Source organism: Lwoffella lincolnii (assembly GCF_037201985.1).
Lineage (GTDB): Bacteria > Pseudomonadota > Gammaproteobacteria > Pseudomonadales > Moraxellaceae > Psychrobacter > Psychrobacter lincolnii.
Map to the genome: position 1 here is coordinate 933,087 of NZ_CP147511.1, position 18,444 is coordinate 951,530.

General features: G+C 38.8%; 27 protein-coding genes. 8 read left to right on the forward strand and 19 right to left on the reverse strand.

All coding sequences use genetic code 11. The features are described from left to right. Window positions 1–106 precede the first annotated feature (106 nt). The gene (locus WDM69_RS04295) at window positions 107–433 is read right to left on the reverse strand and encodes a helix-turn-helix transcriptional regulator (protein ID WP_338755774.1); all 327 of its coding nucleotides are present in this window, start codon (window positions 431–433) and stop codon (window positions 107–109) included. Between the two features lie 193 nt (window positions 434–626). On the opposite strand from WDM69_RS04295, the gene WDM69_RS04300 reads away from it, so the two are divergent. The 7 genes from WDM69_RS04300 to WDM69_RS04330 all read left to right on the forward strand — a co-directional run bounded on the left by WDM69_RS04300 (window position 627) and on the right by WDM69_RS04330 (window position 6,182). After that, entirely contained in the window at window positions 627–1,829 is a 1,203-nt protein-coding gene (locus tag WDM69_RS04300; protein ID WP_338755775.1) for a phage/plasmid replication protein, II/X family, read from the forward strand. A gap of 10 nt (window positions 1,830–1,839) precedes the next feature. Further along, window positions 1,840–2,145: a hypothetical protein gene (locus tag WDM69_RS04305; RefSeq protein WP_338755776.1), complete on the forward strand. Its 306-nt coding sequence runs from the start codon at window positions 1,840–1,842 to the stop codon at window positions 2,143–2,145. 6 nt (window positions 2,146–2,151) lie between these two features. After that, window positions 2,152–2,373 carry a hypothetical protein gene (locus WDM69_RS04310; protein ID WP_338755777.1) on the forward strand — a complete coding sequence of 74 codons (222 nt, stop codon included), beginning with the start codon at window positions 2,152–2,154 and terminating at the stop codon, window positions 2,371–2,373. Between the two features lie 11 nt (window positions 2,374–2,384). After that, complete coding sequence (locus WDM69_RS04315; RefSeq protein ID WP_338755779.1) at window positions 2,385–2,645, forward strand: major capsid protein; 261 nt, start codon at window positions 2,385–2,387, stop codon at window positions 2,643–2,645. A gap of 613 nt (window positions 2,646–3,258) precedes the next feature. Beyond that, window positions 3,259–4,776 carry a virulence factor TspB C-terminal domain-related protein gene (locus WDM69_RS04320; protein WP_338755780.1) on the forward strand — a complete coding sequence of 506 codons (1,518 nt, stop codon included), beginning with the start codon at window positions 3,259–3,261 and terminating at the stop codon, window positions 4,774–4,776. After that, window positions 4,776–5,060, forward strand: coding sequence for a DUF2523 family protein (locus WDM69_RS04325; protein WP_078306559.1), 285 nt, complete (start codon window positions 4,776–4,778; stop codon window positions 5,058–5,060). Before WDM69_RS04320 ends, WDM69_RS04325 begins: the two co-directional genes overlap by 1 nt. Then, window positions 5,061–6,182 carry a zonular occludens toxin domain-containing protein gene (locus WDM69_RS04330; RefSeq protein ID WP_338755781.1) on the forward strand — a complete coding sequence of 374 codons (1,122 nt, stop codon included), beginning with the start codon at window positions 5,061–5,063 and terminating at the stop codon, window positions 6,180–6,182. It abuts the gene before it with no gap. 346 nt (window positions 6,183–6,528) lie between these two features. On the opposite strand, the gene WDM69_RS04335 is transcribed toward WDM69_RS04330, so the two are convergent. The 9 genes from WDM69_RS04335 to WDM69_RS04375 form a co-directional block, all read right to left on the reverse strand. Then, window positions 6,529–7,641, reverse strand: a complete 1,113-nt coding sequence (locus WDM69_RS04335; RefSeq protein WP_338755268.1) for a zonular occludens toxin domain-containing protein — start codon at window positions 7,639–7,641, stop codon at window positions 6,529–6,531. Then, on the reverse strand, window positions 7,634–7,927 hold the full coding sequence (locus tag WDM69_RS04340; RefSeq protein ID WP_338755269.1) for a DUF2523 family protein: 294 nt from the start codon (window positions 7,925–7,927) through the stop codon (window positions 7,634–7,636). Before WDM69_RS04340 ends, WDM69_RS04335 begins: the two co-directional genes overlap by 8 nt. After that, window positions 7,924–9,336 carry a hypothetical protein gene (locus WDM69_RS04345; protein ID WP_338755782.1) on the reverse strand — a complete coding sequence of 471 codons (1,413 nt, stop codon included), beginning with the start codon at window positions 9,334–9,336 and terminating at the stop codon, window positions 7,924–7,926. Before WDM69_RS04345 ends, WDM69_RS04340 begins: the two co-directional genes overlap by 4 nt. 189 nt (window positions 9,337–9,525) lie before the next feature. After that, entirely contained in the window at window positions 9,526–9,813 is a 288-nt protein-coding gene (locus tag WDM69_RS04350; RefSeq protein WP_338755272.1) for a hypothetical protein, read from the reverse strand. 10 nt (window positions 9,814–9,823) lie between these two features. Beyond that, window positions 9,824–10,021, reverse strand: a complete 198-nt coding sequence (locus tag WDM69_RS04355) for a hypothetical protein (protein ID WP_338755783.1) — start codon at window positions 10,019–10,021, stop codon at window positions 9,824–9,826. A gap of 8 nt (window positions 10,022–10,029) precedes the next feature. Continuing rightward, entirely contained in the window at window positions 10,030–10,236 is a 207-nt protein-coding gene (locus tag WDM69_RS04360; RefSeq protein ID WP_338755784.1) for a hypothetical protein, read from the reverse strand. Between the two features lies 1 nt (window position 10,237). Then, window positions 10,238–10,438 (reverse strand): hypothetical protein, encoded by a 201-nt coding sequence (locus tag WDM69_RS04365; protein ID WP_338755785.1) that lies wholly within the window; start codon window positions 10,436–10,438, stop codon window positions 10,238–10,240. After that, window positions 10,435–10,746, reverse strand: a complete 312-nt coding sequence (locus WDM69_RS04370; protein WP_338755786.1) for a hypothetical protein — start codon at window positions 10,744–10,746, stop codon at window positions 10,435–10,437. The genes WDM69_RS04365 and WDM69_RS04370 overlap by 4 nt, the downstream gene beginning before the upstream one ends. Before the next feature lie 9 nt (window positions 10,747–10,755). After that, a complete protein-coding gene (locus tag WDM69_RS04375) occupies window positions 10,756–11,991 on the reverse strand; it encodes a phage/plasmid replication protein, II/X family (protein ID WP_338755787.1) in 1,236 nt (411 codons plus the stop codon). 156 nt (window positions 11,992–12,147) lie between these two features. Here WDM69_RS04375 and WDM69_RS04380 point away from each other — a divergent pair, with 156 nt between their 5' ends. After that, window positions 12,148–12,459 (forward strand): helix-turn-helix transcriptional regulator, encoded by a 312-nt coding sequence (locus WDM69_RS04380; protein ID WP_338755788.1) that lies wholly within the window; start codon window positions 12,148–12,150, stop codon window positions 12,457–12,459. Between the two features lie 502 nt (window positions 12,460–12,961). On the opposite strand, the gene WDM69_RS04385 is transcribed toward WDM69_RS04380, so the two are convergent. The 9 genes from WDM69_RS04385 to WDM69_RS04425 form a co-directional block, all read right to left on the reverse strand. Then, window positions 12,962–14,074, reverse strand: coding sequence for a zonular occludens toxin domain-containing protein (locus WDM69_RS04385; protein WP_338755268.1), 1,113 nt, complete (start codon window positions 14,072–14,074; stop codon window positions 12,962–12,964). Continuing rightward, window positions 14,067–14,360: a DUF2523 family protein gene (locus WDM69_RS04390; RefSeq protein ID WP_338755269.1), complete on the reverse strand. Its 294-nt coding sequence runs from the start codon at window positions 14,358–14,360 to the stop codon at window positions 14,067–14,069. Before WDM69_RS04390 ends, WDM69_RS04385 begins: the two co-directional genes overlap by 8 nt. Further along, complete coding sequence (locus WDM69_RS04395; RefSeq protein ID WP_338755782.1) at window positions 14,357–15,769, reverse strand: hypothetical protein; 1,413 nt, start codon at window positions 15,767–15,769, stop codon at window positions 14,357–14,359. Before WDM69_RS04395 ends, WDM69_RS04390 begins: the two co-directional genes overlap by 4 nt. 189 nt (window positions 15,770–15,958) lie before the next feature. Further along, window positions 15,959–16,246, reverse strand: a complete 288-nt coding sequence (locus WDM69_RS04400; RefSeq protein WP_338755272.1) for a hypothetical protein — start codon at window positions 16,244–16,246, stop codon at window positions 15,959–15,961. 10 nt (window positions 16,247–16,256) lie between these two features. Continuing rightward, the gene (locus tag WDM69_RS04405; RefSeq protein WP_338755783.1) at window positions 16,257–16,454 is read right to left on the reverse strand and encodes a hypothetical protein; all 198 of its coding nucleotides are present in this window, start codon (window positions 16,452–16,454) and stop codon (window positions 16,257–16,259) included. Between the two features lie 8 nt (window positions 16,455–16,462). Next, window positions 16,463–16,669, reverse strand: coding sequence for a hypothetical protein (locus WDM69_RS04410; RefSeq protein WP_338755784.1), 207 nt, complete (start codon window positions 16,667–16,669; stop codon window positions 16,463–16,465). Window position 16,670: 1 nt separating this feature from the next. Next, entirely contained in the window at window positions 16,671–16,871 is a 201-nt protein-coding gene (locus tag WDM69_RS04415; protein WP_338755785.1) for a hypothetical protein, read from the reverse strand. Further along, a complete protein-coding gene (locus WDM69_RS04420) occupies window positions 16,868–17,179 on the reverse strand; it encodes a hypothetical protein (protein ID WP_338755786.1) in 312 nt (103 codons plus the stop codon). Before WDM69_RS04420 ends, WDM69_RS04415 begins: the two co-directional genes overlap by 4 nt. Before the next feature lie 9 nt (window positions 17,180–17,188). Next, window positions 17,189–18,424 carry a phage/plasmid replication protein, II/X family gene (locus WDM69_RS04425; protein ID WP_338755787.1) on the reverse strand — a complete coding sequence of 412 codons (1,236 nt, stop codon included), beginning with the start codon at window positions 18,422–18,424 and terminating at the stop codon, window positions 17,189–17,191. Between the last annotated feature and the right edge of the window lie 20 nt (window positions 18,425–18,444).

Below are 18,444 nucleotides of genomic sequence, written 5' to 3' on the forward strand. Positions count from 1 at the left end.
GGTGAATTGTTGAGCGAAGGAGGGAAGGAGCGTGAGCGACTGACCGACTGAGCGAGACAAACCCACCATCTATGGTGGTGGGTTTTGGTCTCAAATTTGAGACTTTTTATGCTTTTTGCTTACTTTCTGCAATCATCATTCTAATCATATAAAGTATTCTTTTTTTATCATCGCTTCTTATTGTTTTAAGTTCTTTTAAAATAATCCCCATTTCTTCATCTTCTTCTAAGTTTTCATCAAATACTAGGCTGTCCAAGCTTGTTCCTAATGCAATACTAAGTTTTTTCATGTTTTGTAGCGTTGGATTTGGTACGTCCGCATTCATCATACTGTTTAATGTCGAGTATTTCATTTCTGCAAAGAGTGCTAGGTCTTTTGGCGTTATTTTTAGCTCTTCGCATTTTTTGCTTATTCTCTTGCCTAACTCGTTCATCTCTCAAATCCCACATAAAAACGATATTTTATATAAAAATACGATTTATTGTATTTTTATACTTGAATGATATGGTTTATCGTATTAGTATATGTTTTATCGTATTAATAATACGATAAAACATATACTAATAGGGTAGTCTTTAATGTCTCTAATGATAGATACAGTCTTAGTCTTGATACCAATTCACAAGATGTATACTCGTTCTACTGATTATGTTTATGAGATTATCGGAGATGTTACAGACTACGATTTAAAGGCTGCATCTCGTTATGTATCGAAACAAGATGATGGCACTAAAATCCCGTTTGAGCTTTATCACATGCAAGAAAGCTTACCAACATCACACACGGGCATAGGCTTTAAGTTTTTTCACCGTGCAAACAACTATCTGCCCTATGTTCAATTAAATTGTTCAATCGCTAAAATTGTTCAAGGTCATAATGTTTATGGGTCTTGCAACATGATTACAGGGATTTTAGAGATGCTTGGTGTATTTAAAGAGACATACCCTGAATTTTGTAAGTATTTAGACTTTGCCAATGCTGAGATTTCACGTTTTGACATCACGTTACCTGCTCAAACACAATCATTAGAGACTGCCATTCGTGTGCGTGAGTATCTACGTAACGTCGATTGGGGACGCTATCGTAACTTGTGTATCTTAAACAAAGATGGCTGTATCAATACTTTGTATTTTGGTAGTCGTAAAAGCGATGTTGGTGGATTTAAAGTTTATTGCAAAGGTGTCGAATTGGTTAACAATGAAATTAAACCCCTTCAACATAAAGCTAAGAAAGGTTGTTTAACCAGTATTCACAAGTTAACCCATATTTTCACTGATGATGTGCAAGATTTTGCAAGTAAATCTGTAAGAATTGAAGTCATTGTTAAGCGTGAGATGATTAAGCAGTTTGGATTACCGACGAACATTTGGCAGTTATTACACCATCAGCTAAACAATCCAGACATTTATAAAACCTTATTTCACCATAAAACCAAAGATTTTTTTAATGCAATGCAAGGTATTACCATGCCTACCGATGATTTAAAAGTTTATGAAATTCTGCTTGATAAGCTAACAACCATAACCCCAACTGGCAAAAAGTCAACAACCAGAGCAAGCCATGCTTATAACTTTTATAAGCGCTTAAAACAAGATGGGTTTTATGAAGTTAAACGCACATCATCTAAAGCTACATTTTGCCGTAATGTCAAATCCCTAGTAGACGCAGGTTTTAAACGCTCTGACCTTCAGAACTTAGCCAAAAATGAAGAAACACAAATATTAAGATTATTAAACCTAGACTTTAACGCACCATTACCGAAGTCTTACAAAGAACCTGTTTCAACTTACTTTGATGAGTTTAAACAATATTTAATCAATGTCGCATAGGAGCATGACCATGTACCCAACTTATGAACTTAACCCAAAGTCCTATCAACGAAAGCTTAAAGATGCTTTAGGCAAAGAAACTGGCGAAACAGAACCAGTGTTACAAGTTGATTTACCCAGTTTTACTACATATACATTTGACTTTTCAAACTGTCGAAATACCGAAACAGCCAAACAAAAACTTTTGCTTGCTGAAAAAAACGGTGATATTGCAAAGGTTACTGGCTCAACTGACGTTAAAACATTCGGCAATTCAAAAAGCTATGTATTTAACGTTATTGACGTCGACTATACCCCTAAAACCACAACAAAATGATTGACCATGAAACACTATGTTTGCGAGCTATTGGCAGATAGACCCAACATTTATGGTGAATACGCCTGTAAACATTGGACAGTTCAACAGTCTCAACAAAGTTTGCTAGAAGCACTAGCAATCACTCCAGAGCAAGCTGGGGAAATATCGTTAGCTATTATTGCATCACTACTTTTAGGTTTTTTATTTGGTGAGCTAGGTAGCTTCTTAAAATCCATGGCTAAATAAGGAACTCAACCATGAAAACTCAAAACCAACTTGAACGCAACGAAAGAGACAAACGCAACAACAAGTTAGCCGCAGCATTAACTGCTGGTGCTTTTGGCTCTGTTGCATTAGGTGCATCAACCGCATCACTTGCTGAAGCGGTGATGGACACATCTAACCTTGTAACACAAATCAACGATACGAAGCCTGAAATGGTTAATGTAGGAACTGCCATGATAGGTTTAGTCATCGTGGCAGTATTGTTCATGATGATACGCCGTGTTTTACGTTAATCAGCTTTAAATCTGTTCATCTTGTATATGGCTGGTTAGCGATGGTTAGCCAGTCTTTTTTTAGTTTTAACAACCGTTCCGACCCATCGCACCCCATAGTTACAGGAAAGCACTGGTGGGGTGCAGGGTCAAGGTTGGCTTTAATAAGTACCCTAATAATTAGCTTTATCAATTATTAGGGTACTTATTAAAGACACTCTGTATAACCTTGACGCCAACCCCACCAGTGTTAAAACAGTAACTATATGGGGGGTGTGGGTCATCTTAAACGCTTGCACGATTTTAAAAGAATATGCTTTTGCTTTTGCTTTTGCGTTAGGGATTGTAGCGAGAAATAACAAATTCAATCATCAATAAAAACTTATCTAAAATTGGCTACTCGTTAGAAAGAGACGATTTTATATCTAGTGTTATTAGATGATTGAATGCAGTTATTGAAGCGAAAAGCCCGACTGCTTTTTTACTAGGTAACGGTCTGGTATGGGGGTAAAAAAGTAGGAACGCCCAAAAAATTAAATAAGGTGAATTAAATGAACGAACCCAGCATATTAAACTGGCTCATAGTTTTCACATTTGTAATGGCTGTCAAAATCATGATTAACGGCATGCAAAAATGAAAACCCAAATCGTAATCTTAGCTTTATTCTTTTCAACCCAAGCTTATGCAGGCGGAGCAGGCGGTTCATGGGGCGAACCCACACAACCCACAAAACCAGCCCCCACAAATGACACTGGCGATTACACAGGAGGCGGTGGCAAATTTGGTGGCACAGGTGCAGGTGGTAGCTGGGGCGATGACTATTCAGGCGGTGGTGGTAAATTTGGTGGTAGCGGAGTAGGGGGGTCATGGAACAGCAGTTCATCAAGCTCATCAAATAGCGGTGCATCATGTACAAATGATGGTTGGGAATTTGAATACATTGTACTTGAAGATAGAACATCATTTAACAGCCTAGAACAAGCTTGTAGATATGTCTGGTCTAATAGCTTCTTAAATAAAAAAGGTTACAAAGAAACAAGACAATCGGGCGGTTCTTCTCGTGGTAAATACTATCGTAAAATAGAAGTCATTGATGACTGGTCTGCTCGATGTTACATACATGTTGGCGATAGAGACTATGAATATGACAATAATATTGGCGGATATGGCATTCGTGGTTGGAATGTCGCTAAATATTATAAAGGCAAAGTCGAAATCTGCGACCCTGAAACCATGCCCCCAATTCCAAACTTTCCCATGCCACCTGCCCCTAACAACCCAACCACTCCTAACACCCCAAGCGGTGGCACTGGTGGCGGTAGTGATACTGGTACTGGTAGTAGTGGCAATGGTGGTCATACAACCAACAATAACCACACAACCAACAACTACAAATGGGACATCACAACCAACAACCACAACACAACCAACAACACAAACCACATCACAAACAATCACGGCATATCAGATGACAAAATCAACCAGCTCATCATTGCAATCAAAAACCAAAACAAAAACATAGATTTATCACCAATCATCAATGCAATCAACACAGTCAATCAAAGCATTAACAACTTATCTTTTGAGCAAGTATTAGACATTGAAGCAGACATAACAAAAATCATCAACGCAATCAAAAACAACAAATACGATGACACACAACTCAAGCTAAAAATTGATGAAGTCACAAAAGCAATCAATGACAAACAAATAGACTTAACACCAGTCACTGACCGCCAAGACCAAACAAACATTAAGCTTGATGACACCAACAACAAGCTCAATGACGCAAACGACAAGCTCAATGACGCAAACGACAAAGCCGATGAACAAACAGGCTTGCTTGTACAAATCAGGGATTTATTAAAACCTGCCCCACAAACACTACAATCTGACTTATCTTTATCTGATGAACCTATTAAAGCACAAATAGACCCATGGCAAGCCATACGTGGATTTGACATACACCAAAATCGCATTAACGCACAAAAACAATGCCCAAGCAGTGAACATTACAGCTTTGACGTGTTTGGCACTCATTTTGTCATGCCCTTGCCAATATTCTGCGATGCTTTAGCACGCCTAGCCCCAGCATTCTTATTTTTAGCATACATGGCAGGGGCATTTATCATTGTAAAAGGTACTGACTGATGCAATATCTATTGGCTTTATTACCCACACTCTTAAAATGGTTTACAGGATTTGCCATTGCAAAATTCTTTGTCTCTTTAGCTGTTGGCATATTCACTTATAGCATTATCCAATACTTCTTTGACCAGTATATAAATTCTGCCATGCAACAAATTGGCTATATGGGTGATGTGGCCGCATTGATTGGCATTTCTCAGCTAGATACAGCTTTATCTATTGTTATGGGTGCGTTATCCATTCGTGCATTCATACTATCCACTAAAATGGCATTGGGGAAAGGGTAGATGGCTATCTACACAATTACAGGACAACCACGCAACGGCAAATCTTTGAGAGTAGTCAAAGAGTTATACAAACTCCAAGACGAAAACGATAAACTAGAAAAGCAAGGCAAGCCGAGACGTAAAATCTATATCGATATCGCTGGCATTAACAGTGATGATGTTGATGTTTACTTTGATGACTGCATAACCGACTTAACCAAAGAACAAAAAGAAACCATTTGGTTTGGTAAACATGACGACCCAGAAAAACCTGATAATCTCTGGTGTCCGCCATATAACTCAATATTCATCTTTGACGAATGTCATAAACTTGACTTTGTCAAAGACGTATCAGGCTCACTATCCAAAAACCCCAGCACAATATCACTTAACGAGCATGGACATGCTGGACATATCATTTATTTTATCACCCAGTTTCCCCAATTCATTCACACTCACATAAGGGGATTGACTGCCGAGCATTGGCACGTCAAGAAAAAATTTAATCTACCCATGGCAAAGGTCTACAAATGGGACGACTTTAAATTAAACCCGAGAGCAGAAGTTAATCTAGAAGATGCCAGCACCATTGAAACCTTTTTATTTCTACCCAAATACAAAAAGGCGTACATCAGTGCCACATCTCACGAAAAACAGCCATTCAAGCCCCCAATGGTACTAATGCTACCCATCATCATATTACTCATCATAGGGGAATTTTTATGGTCACGCAAAGACAACAGCGTATTACTAAACAAACCAGCACAAAACGAACAAACAATACAAGTCATAGAAAGCTTAGAACAACAAAACCAGCAACAACTTGAACAAATCAACAAAATTCGCTTTGAACTTGAAGAGTTGAAAGCCAAATACTTACCAAAGCACATTGCAGAACTTGCAGAACATGAAGACGTACGTCCAGCAATGATTATCAGCTCAAGCGAACATTGTCGAGTATACAACAGCCATGGCGAAGCACTCATCATAGCTGATGGGCTATGTCGCATGATGAACGAATATCCGTCCATGATACCCAAATCACGCCAAGCCACCAAAGTATCAGACACATTACCGAAGCCAAACCAGCCAATCTTTGACAATCATAATGTCAACATAAAAGAATTTAACAGCCAGTCATAAAAACCGATTAGCCAAACTTCGCACAACGTCTATTATGTTAAATTCGATACGGCAAACTTGCAGTTATGATTGTGCAAGTTTGCCGTGAGCAATCTCATTGATAACATAATAGACGTTGTGCGATTTGCTCACTGTTTGGGTGTAAATGGGTGTTAGATATTGCCCCACACACCCCATATAGCCATTGTTTTAACAGTTTGCGACTTGTGTCAAGGGTAAAGGCTTCGCCCAGTTATAAAATAAATTAGGCAAAAGCGACCTAATTTATTTTATAACTGCCCTTGACACTGCGTCTTGCAAACTGCTTTTCTGTGGCTATGGGGTGCGATGGGGCGGCATGCTTAAGTTAATACGGTTGAGATTGCTCAAGTGTGTTGCCTGTAGATTGTTGTTGTGGCATTGTGTGCTGAGTGATGAGCTGATTTTTTTGACCACCTTTAATCTTAATGCCTTTAGTTGATATGAGATGACAATCATCATCAGAGATTGTTAATTGCTCACCTTTGGCGTTATAGGCACGGCAATGTTTACCCATAAGAATAACCCCAGAGACACGCAATTCATCGTTAGCAGATAATAGCTTATAGTCATTTGGCAGACGCTCGGCATATAATTCTTGTTCTCGTGCGTACATGGCATTGCCATCATCTGCCATTTGATTGACTGGTACTACTTGAGCAGACACTGGATTGACTTGTTCAGTAACCGTTTCAATAACTTCGGTTGTCTCTATTTTGTCAAAATCACGATACCACGATAAACCAAAATACAAAGCCGTGGCAAAGGCTAACAGTGCCAATACAGCTATGATGGCAACAGCGATAAATACACGCCTTGCTTTATGATTGACTTGCTTTGTTTTGACATGGTTAGCCCCATCGTCAACAGACTTGTAAAGTGCAAATATTTCAGGATAAAGAGTATGTTCAAATTCTTGTATTGCTGATTTTTTCCAAGTTTTTGACACGCTGTCTATTCTATCAATGGTTTGCGGAAAGACAAAACAATGAGTTTTATTAGGGTCGTTGTAGGGGTTGCTGAAATGCAGATGACGCACCATCAGCTTTCTAACTGCTGGGTGCAGTAAACTTGGGTCTTGAGCGACAAAGAACACTTGTTTGCCATGATGCCTTAACATTGTCAATTGAGCAACTTCAGGGTTACTGTTGATTGTTTTACTGCTATTACTAAATCGCTCAATAGTGCCAGCTTCATCATAGATGACAATGCTGTTTTTTTCAGCGTCTTTTATCCAGTTAAAATCGGCATTGGCTAAAGTAAGCCTGTCATGCTCTAAAGTAACACCATCAACGTTAATCAAGTAAATATTTATGTCTGTGTCATCAAGCAAGCATTTGATTTGTGTCATAACAAAGTGCGATTTACCAGCACCTTGTAAACCCGTAATTAAGCCATTGCCAAGGCCGTTAATGTTGTAATTTGGCTTAATATCACTCATGTGATTTTGCTCTTATGCTTAAACGTGTTGATAATATTGTCAATCTGATGACATATGCCCCAACTATCATTGACACTGCTTTATCAACCCCCATCAATCCAAGTAAACCAATATAATCACTGTCTATCATGTCAAAGGCATTAATAAACTTGGTGAGATAGTAATTAAAGACAACAAGAACCACTGCCCCACTCGTTAGACCCAACCCAGCACCCAGTAACAATCGCTTAATGCCACTATGCAAAATGACATTGCCCACATTAACAACATTACTCCAAATGCTCATAGCGGTGTATCTCCTATTATTCTAAGACTGGTGAATGATGCCCATAACAGTATCAATACTTTAAGCATGACTGCCCCACGACAAACTATGTCCATCGGAAAGACAATAGATGCCGCCTTGCCTAAGAAAGGTACGTTAAACAAAGGGTTAAAAGGACATGATGACGGTAAGGTTAGATAATTATTTTGAGCGATGCTTTGCCAGTCAAAATGACTGCCATCATCAACAGACACAGCAGAATTGTCATCAAGTGGTGGTATGCTACCTTGAAACCAATCAATGAAATCACAAATCTTTTTATTAAATGGATTTGTTGAGCATTGTTGTGGGCGATTTAATGTGTCAATGATTGTATCAAGCTTGGCATTTGTTTGAACAATCTGTTGTGCCAACTCATTCAGTTTAGCCTGAAGTTGTGTGTCATCATATTTGTTAGCATTGATTGCGTTAATAACTGCTGTTAAGTCAACTTCAATGCTTTTTATTTGCTCAAAAGATAAGTTGTTAATGCTTTGATTGACTGTGTTAATTGCATTAATAACACTTGTTAAATCAACGTCATGATTTTGGTTTTTTATCGCAATGATGAGCTGGTTGATTTTGTCATCTGATATGCCGTGATTGTTTGTGATGTGGTTTGTGTTGTTGGTTGTGTTGTGGTTATTGGTTGTGATGTCCCATTTGTAGTTGTTTGTTGTGTGGTTGTGATTGGTTGTGTTGCCACCTGTGCCACCATTGCCATTACCGCCAGTGCTACCATCGCCACCGCTTGGAGTGTTAGGAGTAGTTGGGGTGTTAGGGGTAGGTGGCATGGGAAAGTTTGGAATTGGGGGCATGGTTTCAGGGTCGCAGATTTCGACTTTGCCTTTATAATATTTAGCGACATTCCAACCACGAATGCCATAACCACCAATATTATTGTCATATTCATAGTCTCTATCGCCGACATGTATACTACATTGAGCAGACCAGTCATCAATGACTTTTATTTTACGATAGTATTTACCACGAGAAGAACCACTCGATTGTCTTGTTTCTTTGTAACCTTTTTTATTTAAGAAGCTATTAGACCAGACATATCTACAAGCTTGTTCTAGGCTGTTAAATGATTTTCTATCTTCAAGTACAATGTATTCAAATTCCCAACCATCATTTGTACATGATGCACCGCTATTTGATGAGCTTGATGAACTGCTGTTCCATGACCCCCCTACTCCGCTACCACCAAATTTACCACCACCGCCTGAATAGTCATCGCCCCAGCTACCACCTGCACCTGTGCCACCAAATTTGCCACCGCCTCCTGTGTAATCGCCAGTGTCATTTGTGGGGGCTGGTTTTGTGGGTTGTGTTGGTTCGCCCCATGAGCCTCCTGCACCACCAGCAAATACAGATGTAGCAAAGAACATAGACAAGACTAAAAGATACTTAACCATTGAACATGTCCCTTATTGCTAAGATGCTTATGAATATAAACATCAACCATGTTGCATCGTGTGCAGACATAAAAACCCCCAATAGTGCCAGTCCCAGCGTGACCGCTGTATCTGTCCCTATTGGGGGTTTAGTCTCGCTGATGACTGTTTGTTAATGTGTGATTAAAAAGCAGCCTTTACGTACTTCACGCCTTTTATCACCAAGGGTATGGTAACGGCTGATAATGCCACTGCTGTTACCGCAGCTAGGGTAACACCAATGGCTGCAATGATTGATGTTGTGTCTAAAGTAAAGTCAGCGGCATTAGCCGATGACATGGCGGTAATACCAACCGCACCAACGGTAGCGACTTGATAAGTCTTTTGTTGTACAAAACCCTTTGCACGTTGCCACATGCTTGGTTTGGGTTGTTCTTGCATTGTGTCGATGACACGAACAGCGTTTGACATGTTCATTCTCCTAAAATGACTGCCTCATGCCACGAATACCCATGGCTAAGACGTTGATGATAAGGGCAAAGGTTATCAATGCCCCTGCTAGTTCAGGGGTAATATGGTCATTCCCTGAAATCTGTGTTTCTGGTAATTGTTGCCAGTGTTTACAGGCATACTCACCATAAATATTAGGTCTTTTGGCTAACTCATAACAGACATACATAATCAATCCTAAAACGGAACATCATTATCAATGTCATAATCATCATATGTATCTACATAGTCATCTGAAACCGAATCATTTTCAAAAAAAAGCAAGTTGCATGCATAACACATACCAACATCGGGAACGTATGCGTCATCCAATTCACCACCACAGCTAAGACAAACAGCAGGCAGTGTGTAACCATCTGGCGTTGTATAAAATCTATCTTGCATGCTATTCCCCTGCTTCACTATCATCAACAATCAATCTGTCTGTCCGCCAGCTTTGTGTGTAACAATAAATAAGACGACTGCCATCAACAAATGTAATTGTTACATCATCACCTGCTACTGTGCGTAAGATGCGTTTTAAGTAGCTAACCATGGTAATTTGTTGCTCATTTGCTATTACTAGGCAGTCATGGGCTTTTGTCATGGGGTAACCTTGTTATTGTGTGTTGGGTTCACTGGTTTTTTTTCTGGAACAGCGTCAAATAAAGTTAATGACTGTTTGCCCCAGTTGTCTTTGCCCATAACGTAAGTAATTTCAACAGGGGCATAATCATCAGCACATTGTTGTAATAAAGCTTCCAATTGAGGGATTGAGTTGCCACCTTCATGCGATAAATTTATCGGATAGTTGACAGGTTCGATAATGTCAGCTGAAAAACGTTTTTTACCTTGTTTATCTTCATAGTATTTGGGTACTATGGTCATTTTAGCGGTGCGTAAAGATATAGACATGTTCTAATCCTATGCTGTCATTAACAGCTTTTGGGGGGTTGAAATTGGTTTAACATACCAATCGGGGACTTGTTGACCAAAGTCAACATTGATAAATTGCACAAATGGAATGACTTTTGTTTCATCATTGACAACATGTAAATTCTGTAAGTATGATTTACTAAAACCACATAAACATAAATCAGCAATTAACTCATTAAAACGTCTTGTGCTATAAAGCCCTTGTTTCTTTAATTCGTCATAACCAAATGCTTTTAGTTGATTGTAAAAGCCATATAAATTTAATGCCTTTCTATAACTGACCTTGCCTTTTGGTGTTGTGGTTGCAAATTGAGCCTTTAGCCGTGCCAATAATTTGGTGTCATCAACATATGTCATGGTTTGTCCCTTTAGTGCGTCATGTATCTTTGCAAAACCAGTTTTCCAAAGCTTGGGGTACAAATCAGGTTGTTGTTGCTCAAGCTTGATAAATTCCCATACATTCAAAGGGTATCCTCTTCTTTCTAGCCAACGTTGCATTAATGTACATTCCCAACGAACTGATTTTTTTGCAAGTCTTTGAATTGTTTCATCACTCATCACAGTAACAATCTTTTTAGCGTGTGCGTCTCCACGCTTTGATAACTTTTTATATTCTTCTAATTGATTTTGATACTCTTCCCATTTGCTATATAGCTTTTGTTTGATAAGGCGCGTTTTAGCACCACCCCAGTAACAAGTTGTTTCATATTTTTTTGACTTGGTGGGCTTGGTATGTCCATTACTAACACGGCTCATATAATCAACAAGTTGACGTACTTGCATGGGGCTATCAACATTGGCGATATATGTGATGTCCATTTTTAAAATACTGGTTTCTTGTAACGCTAAAAGACCATACAAAACAGGATAAGTAATGCTTAATTGATATAGCATTTCTTCAACAGATAACGCCATATCATCAAAGCCAAAAACGTTATGACCTTGTAAAATTTTGGCAGGACTTGTTTTTAAGGTGACATGTGGAAAGAAATGACCATCAAAATGACATTTAAAAGCCATGCCAGTAAAAGAAGTTGGTAGGCTTTCATAGGGGTGATATAGATTGCTTGTACCAATCGTGCCATCTTCACGCCAATGTATCGACTTTGCTCCCAGTGGAATATCTAACTCACTCAAATCAATACCAACAAAAGCGTAACTATCATCAACTGTCTCAACAATCGAAGAATCAAAAGGTATTTTTAACTCTAACAAATCAATCATCAATCAGTCCATACGCTAGATAGAAGAAGATAAATCTAACTGAAATTACGATTTTTCGTAAATTTTACAAAAACACTATACAACGTCAAAACGTAAAAATCAAACAGAACATTACGAAAAAATGTAAATTTAATCTTATTTACACGGAAAATCTTCATGAACCAAATATCAACAAAATTGAATAAGTTGCTAGAAAAAAACAATTTAAGCGTAGCAGATATCTCAAGAGCGACAGGAATAAGAGGCTCAACACTCTATGACATAGCAAATGGAACAGCGAAAAGCCCAAGAATAGATACAATCATCAAGATATGCGATGTCTTAGACATAAGCGTAGATGAATTTCTAAAGGGTGAACAAGGAAGGTTAAAAAGCATTGAAAAAAGAATTGATAAGTTAGAATATAAAAAGAAATTAAAAGCACTAAATATGATTGAAGGTATAACATACGCAATAGAACATGAATAACTGTTCAATAATTGAACAAAAATCACCCAAAAAGGCGAATATTCGCTCATAAGTCCACCATTAAATATGGTGGACTTCATCACAGACAGACATCACAAAAGAATCAAAATATGATGGCTAAAAAGACAAAAGAAAAAAATAAAACCCACCGCCTAGCTGGCGTTGTGAGCAAATCGCACAACATGAAATTATGTTAAATTCGATACGGCAAACTTGCAGTTATGATTGTGCAAGTTTGCCGTGAGCAATCTCATTGATAACATAATAGACGTTGTGCGATTTGCTCACTGTTTGGGTGTAAATGGGTGTTAGATATTGCCCCACACACCCCATATAGCCATTGTTTTAACAGTTTGCGACTTGTGTCAAGGGTAAAGGCTTCGCCCAGTTATAAAATAAATTAGGCAAAAGCGACCTAATTTATTTTATAACTGCCCTTGACACTGCGTCTTGCAAACTGCTTTTCTGTGGCTATGGGGTGCGATGGGGCGGCATGCTTAAGTTAATACGGTTGAGATTGCTCAAGTGTGTTGCCTGTAGATTGTTGTTGTGGCATTGTGTGCTGAGTGATGAGCTGATTTTTTTGACCACCTTTAATCTTAATGCCTTTAGTTGATATGAGATGACAATCATCATCAGAGATTGTTAATTGCTCACCTTTGGCGTTATAGGCACGGCAATGTTTACCCATAAGAATAACCCCAGAGACACGCAATTCATCGTTAGCAGATAATAGCTTATAGTCATTTGGCAGACGCTCGGCATATAATTCTTGTTCTCGTGCGTACATGGCATTGCCATCATCTGCCATTTGATTGACTGGTACTACTTGAGCAGACACTGGATTGACTTGTTCAGTAACCGTTTCAATAACTTCGGTTGTCTCTATTTTGTCAAAATCACGATACCACGATAAACCAAAATACAAAGCCGTGGCAAAGGCTAACAGTGCCAATACAGCTATGATGGCAACAGCGATAAATACACGCCTTGCTTTATGATTGACTTGCTTTGTTTTGACATGGTTAGCCCCATCGTCAACAGACTTGTAAAGTGCAAATATTTCAGGATAAAGAGTATGTTCAAATTCTTGTATTGCTGATTTTTTCCAAGTTTTTGACACGCTGTCTATTCTATCAATGGTTTGCGGAAAGACAAAACAATGAGTTTTATTAGGGTCGTTGTAGGGGTTGCTGAAATGCAGATGACGCACCATCAGCTTTCTAACTGCTGGGTGCAGTAAACTTGGGTCTTGAGCGACAAAGAACACTTGTTTGCCATGATGCCTTAACATTGTCAATTGAGCAACTTCAGGGTTACTGTTGATTGTTTTACTGCTATTACTAAATCGCTCAATAGTGCCAGCTTCATCATAGATGACAATGCTGTTTTTTTCAGCGTCTTTTATCCAGTTAAAATCGGCATTGGCTAAAGTAAGCCTGTCATGCTCTAAAGTAACACCATCAACGTTAATCAAGTAAATATTTATGTCTGTGTCATCAAGCAAGCATTTGATTTGTGTCATAACAAAGTGCGATTTACCAGCACCTTGTAAACCCGTAATTAAGCCATTGCCAAGGCCGTTAATGTTGTAATTTGGCTTAATATCACTCATGTGATTTTGCTCTTATGCTTAAACGTGTTGATAATATTGTCAATCTGATGACATATGCCCCAACTATCATTGACACTGCTTTATCAACCCCCATCAATCCAAGTAAACCAATATAATCACTGTCTATCATGTCAAAGGCATTAATAAACTTGGTGAGATAGTAATTAAAGACAACAAGAACCACTGCCCCACTCGTTAGACCCAACCCAGCACCCAGTAACAATCGCTTAATGCCACTATGCAAAATGACATTGCCCACATTAACAACATTACTCCAAATGCTCATAGCGGTGTATCTCCTATTATTCTAAGACTGGTGAATGATGCCCATAACAGTATCAATACTTTAAGCATGACTGCCCCACGACAAACTATGTCCATCGGAAAGACAATAGATGCCGCCTTGCCTAAGAAAGGTACGTTAAACAAAGGGTTAAAAGGACATGATGACGGTAAGGTTAGATAATTATTTTGAGCGATGCTTTGCCAGTCAAAATGACTGCCATCATCAACAGACACAGCAGAATTGTCATCAAGTGGTGGTATGCTACCTTGAAACCAATCAATGAAATCACAAATCTTTTTATTAAATGGATTTGTTGAGCATTGTTGTGGGCGATTTAATGTGTCAATGATTGTATCAAGCTTGGCATTTGTTTGAACAATCTGTTGTGCCAACTCATTCAGTTTAGCCTGAAGTTGTGTGTCATCATATTTGTTAGCATTGATTGCGTTAATAACTGCTGTTAAGTCAACTTCAATGCTTTTTATTTGCTCAAAAGATAAGTTGTTAATGCTTTGATTGACTGTGTTAATTGCATTAATAACACTTGTTAAATCAACGTCATGATTTTGGTTTTTTATCGCAATGATGAGCTGGTTGATTTTGTCATCTGATATGCCGTGATTGTTTGTGATGTGGTTTGTGTTGTTGGTTGTGTTGTGGTTATTGGTTGTGATGTCCCATTTGTAGTTGTTTGTTGTGTGGTTGTGATTGGTTGTGTTGCCACCTGTGCCACCATTGCCATTACCGCCAGTGCTACCATCGCCACCGCTTGGAGTGTTAGGAGTAGTTGGGGTGTTAGGGGTAGGTGGCATGGGAAAGTTTGGAATTGGGGGCATGGTTTCAGGGTCGCAGATTTCGACTTTGCCTTTATAATATTTAGCGACATTCCAACCACGAATGCCATAACCACCAATATTATTGTCATATTCATAGTCTCTATCGCCGACATGTATACTACATTGAGCAGACCAGTCATCAATGACTTTTATTTTACGATAGTATTTACCACGAGAAGAACCACTCGATTGTCTTGTTTCTTTGTAACCTTTTTTATTTAAGAAGCTATTAGACCAGACATATCTACAAGCTTGTTCTAGGCTGTTAAATGATTTTCTATCTTCAAGTACAATGTATTCAAATTCCCAACCATCATTTGTACATGATGCACCGCTATTTGATGAGCTTGATGAACTGCTGTTCCATGACCCCCCTACTCCGCTACCACCAAATTTACCACCACCGCCTGAATAGTCATCGCCCCAGCTACCACCTGCACCTGTGCCACCAAATTTGCCACCGCCTCCTGTGTAATCGCCAGTGTCATTTGTGGGGGCTGGTTTTGTGGGTTGTGTTGGTTCGCCCCATGAGCCTCCTGCACCACCAGCAAATACAGATGTAGCAAAGAACATAGACAAGACTAAAAGATACTTAACCATTGAACATGTCCCTTATTGCTAAGATGCTTATGAATATAAACATCAACCATGTTGCATCGTGTGCAGACATAAAAACCCCCAATAGTGCCAGTCCCAGCGTGACCGCTGTATCTGTCCCTATTGGGGGTTTAGTCTCGCTGATGACTGTTTGTTAATGTGTGATTAAAAAGCAGCCTTTACGTACTTCACGCCTTTTATCACCAAGGGTATGGTAACGGCTGATAATGCCACTGCTGTTACCGCAGCTAGGGTAACACCAATGGCTGCAATGATTGATGTTGTGTCTAAAGTAAAGTCAGCGGCATTAGCCGATGACATGGCGGTAATACCAACCGCACCAACGGTAGCGACTTGATAAGTCTTTTGTTGTACAAAACCCTTTGCACGTTGCCACATGCTTGGTTTGGGTTGTTCTTGCATTGTGTCGATGACACGAACAGCGTTTGACATGTTCATTCTCCTAAAATGACTGCCTCATGCCACGAATACCCATGGCTAAGACGTTGATGATAAGGGCAAAGGTTATCAATGCCCCTGCTAGTTCAGGGGTAATATGGTCATTCCCTGAAATCTGTGTTTCTGGTAATTGTTGCCAGTGTTTACAGGCATACTCACCATAAATATTAGGTCTTTTGGCTAACTCATAACAGACATACATAATCAATCCTAAAACGGAACATCATTATCAATGTCATAATCATCATATGTATCTACATAGTCATCTGAAACCGAATCATTTTCAAAAAAAAGCAAGTTGCATGCATAACACATACCAACATCGGGAACGTATGCGTCATCCAATTCACCACCACAGCTAAGACAAACAGCAGGCAGTGTGTAACCATCTGGCGTTGTATAAAATCTATCTTGCATGCTATTCCCCTGCTTCACTATCATCAACAATCAATCTGTCTGTCCGCCAGCTTTGTGTGTAACAATAAATAAGACGACTGCCATCAACAAATGTAATTGTTACATCATCACCTGCTACTGTGCGTAAGATGCGTTTTAAGTAGCTAACCATGGTAATTTGTTGCTCATTTGCTATTACTAGGCAGTCATGGGCTTTTGTCATGGGGTAACCTTGTTATTGTGTGTTGGGTTCACTGGTTTTTTTTCTGGAACAGCGTCAAATAAAGTTAATGACTGTTTGCCCCAGTTGTCTTTGCCCATAACGTAAGTAATTTCAACAGGGGCATAATCATCAGCACATTGTTGTAATAAAGCTTCCAATTGAGGGATTGAGTTGCCACCTTCATGCGATAAATTTATCGGATAGTTGACAGGTTCGATAATGTCAGCTGAAAAACGTTTTTTACCTTGTTTATCTTCATAGTATTTGGGTACTATGGTCATTTTAGCGGTGCGTAAAGATATAGACATGTTCTAATCCTATGCTGTCATTAACAGCTTTTGGGGGGTTGAAATTGGTTTAACATACCAATCGGGGACTTGTTGACCAAAGTCAACATTGATAAATTGCACAAATGGAATGACTTTTGTTTCATCATTGACAACATGTAAATTCTGTAAGTATGATTTACTAAAACCACATAAACATAAATCAGCAATTAACTCATTAAAACGTCTTGTGCTATAAAGCCCTTGTTTCTTTAATTCGTCATAACCAAATGCTTTTAGTTGATTGTAAAAGCCATATAAATTTAATGCCTTTCTATAACTGACCTTGCCTTTTGGTGTTGTGGTTGCAAATTGAGCCTTTAGCCGTGCCAATAATTTGGTGTCATCAACATATGTCATGGTTTGTCCCTTTAGTGCGTCATGTATCTTTGCAAAACCAGTTTTCCAAAGCTTGGGGTACAAATCAGGTTGTTGTTGCTCAAGCTTGATAAATTCCCATACATTCAAAGGGTATCCTCTTCTTTCTAGCCAACGTTGCATTAATGTACATTCCCAACGAACTGATTTTTTTGCAAGTCTTTGAATTGTTTCATCACTCATCACAGTAACAATCTTTTTAGCGTGTGCGTCTCCACGCTTTGATAACTTTTTATATTCTTCTAATTGATTTTGATACTCTTCCCATTTGCTATATAGCTTTTGTTTGATAAGGCGCGTTTTAGCACCACCCCAGTAACAAGTTGTTTCATATTTTTTTGACTTGGTGGGCTTGGTATGTCCATTACTAACACGGCTCATATAATCAACAAGTTGACGTACTTGCATGGGGCTATCAACATTGGCGATATATGTGATGTCCATTTTTAAAATACTGGTTTCTTGTAACGCTAAAAGACCATACAAAACAGGATAAGTAATGCTTAATTGATATAGCATTTCTTCAACAGATAACGCCATATCATCAAAGCCAAAAACGTTATGACCTTGTAAAATTTTGGCAGGACTTGTTTTTAAGGTGACATGTGGAAAGAAATGACCATCAAAATGACATTTAAAAGCCATGCCAGTAAAAGAAGTTGGTAGGCTTTCATAGGGGTGATATAGATTGCTTGTACCAATCGTGCCATCTTCACGCCAATGTATCGACTTTGCTCCCAGTGGAATATCTAACTCACTCAAATCAATACCAACAAAAGCGTAACTATCATCAACTGTCTCAACAATCGAAGAATCAAAAGGTATTTTTAACTCTAACAAATCAATCATCAATCAGTCCATACGCTAGA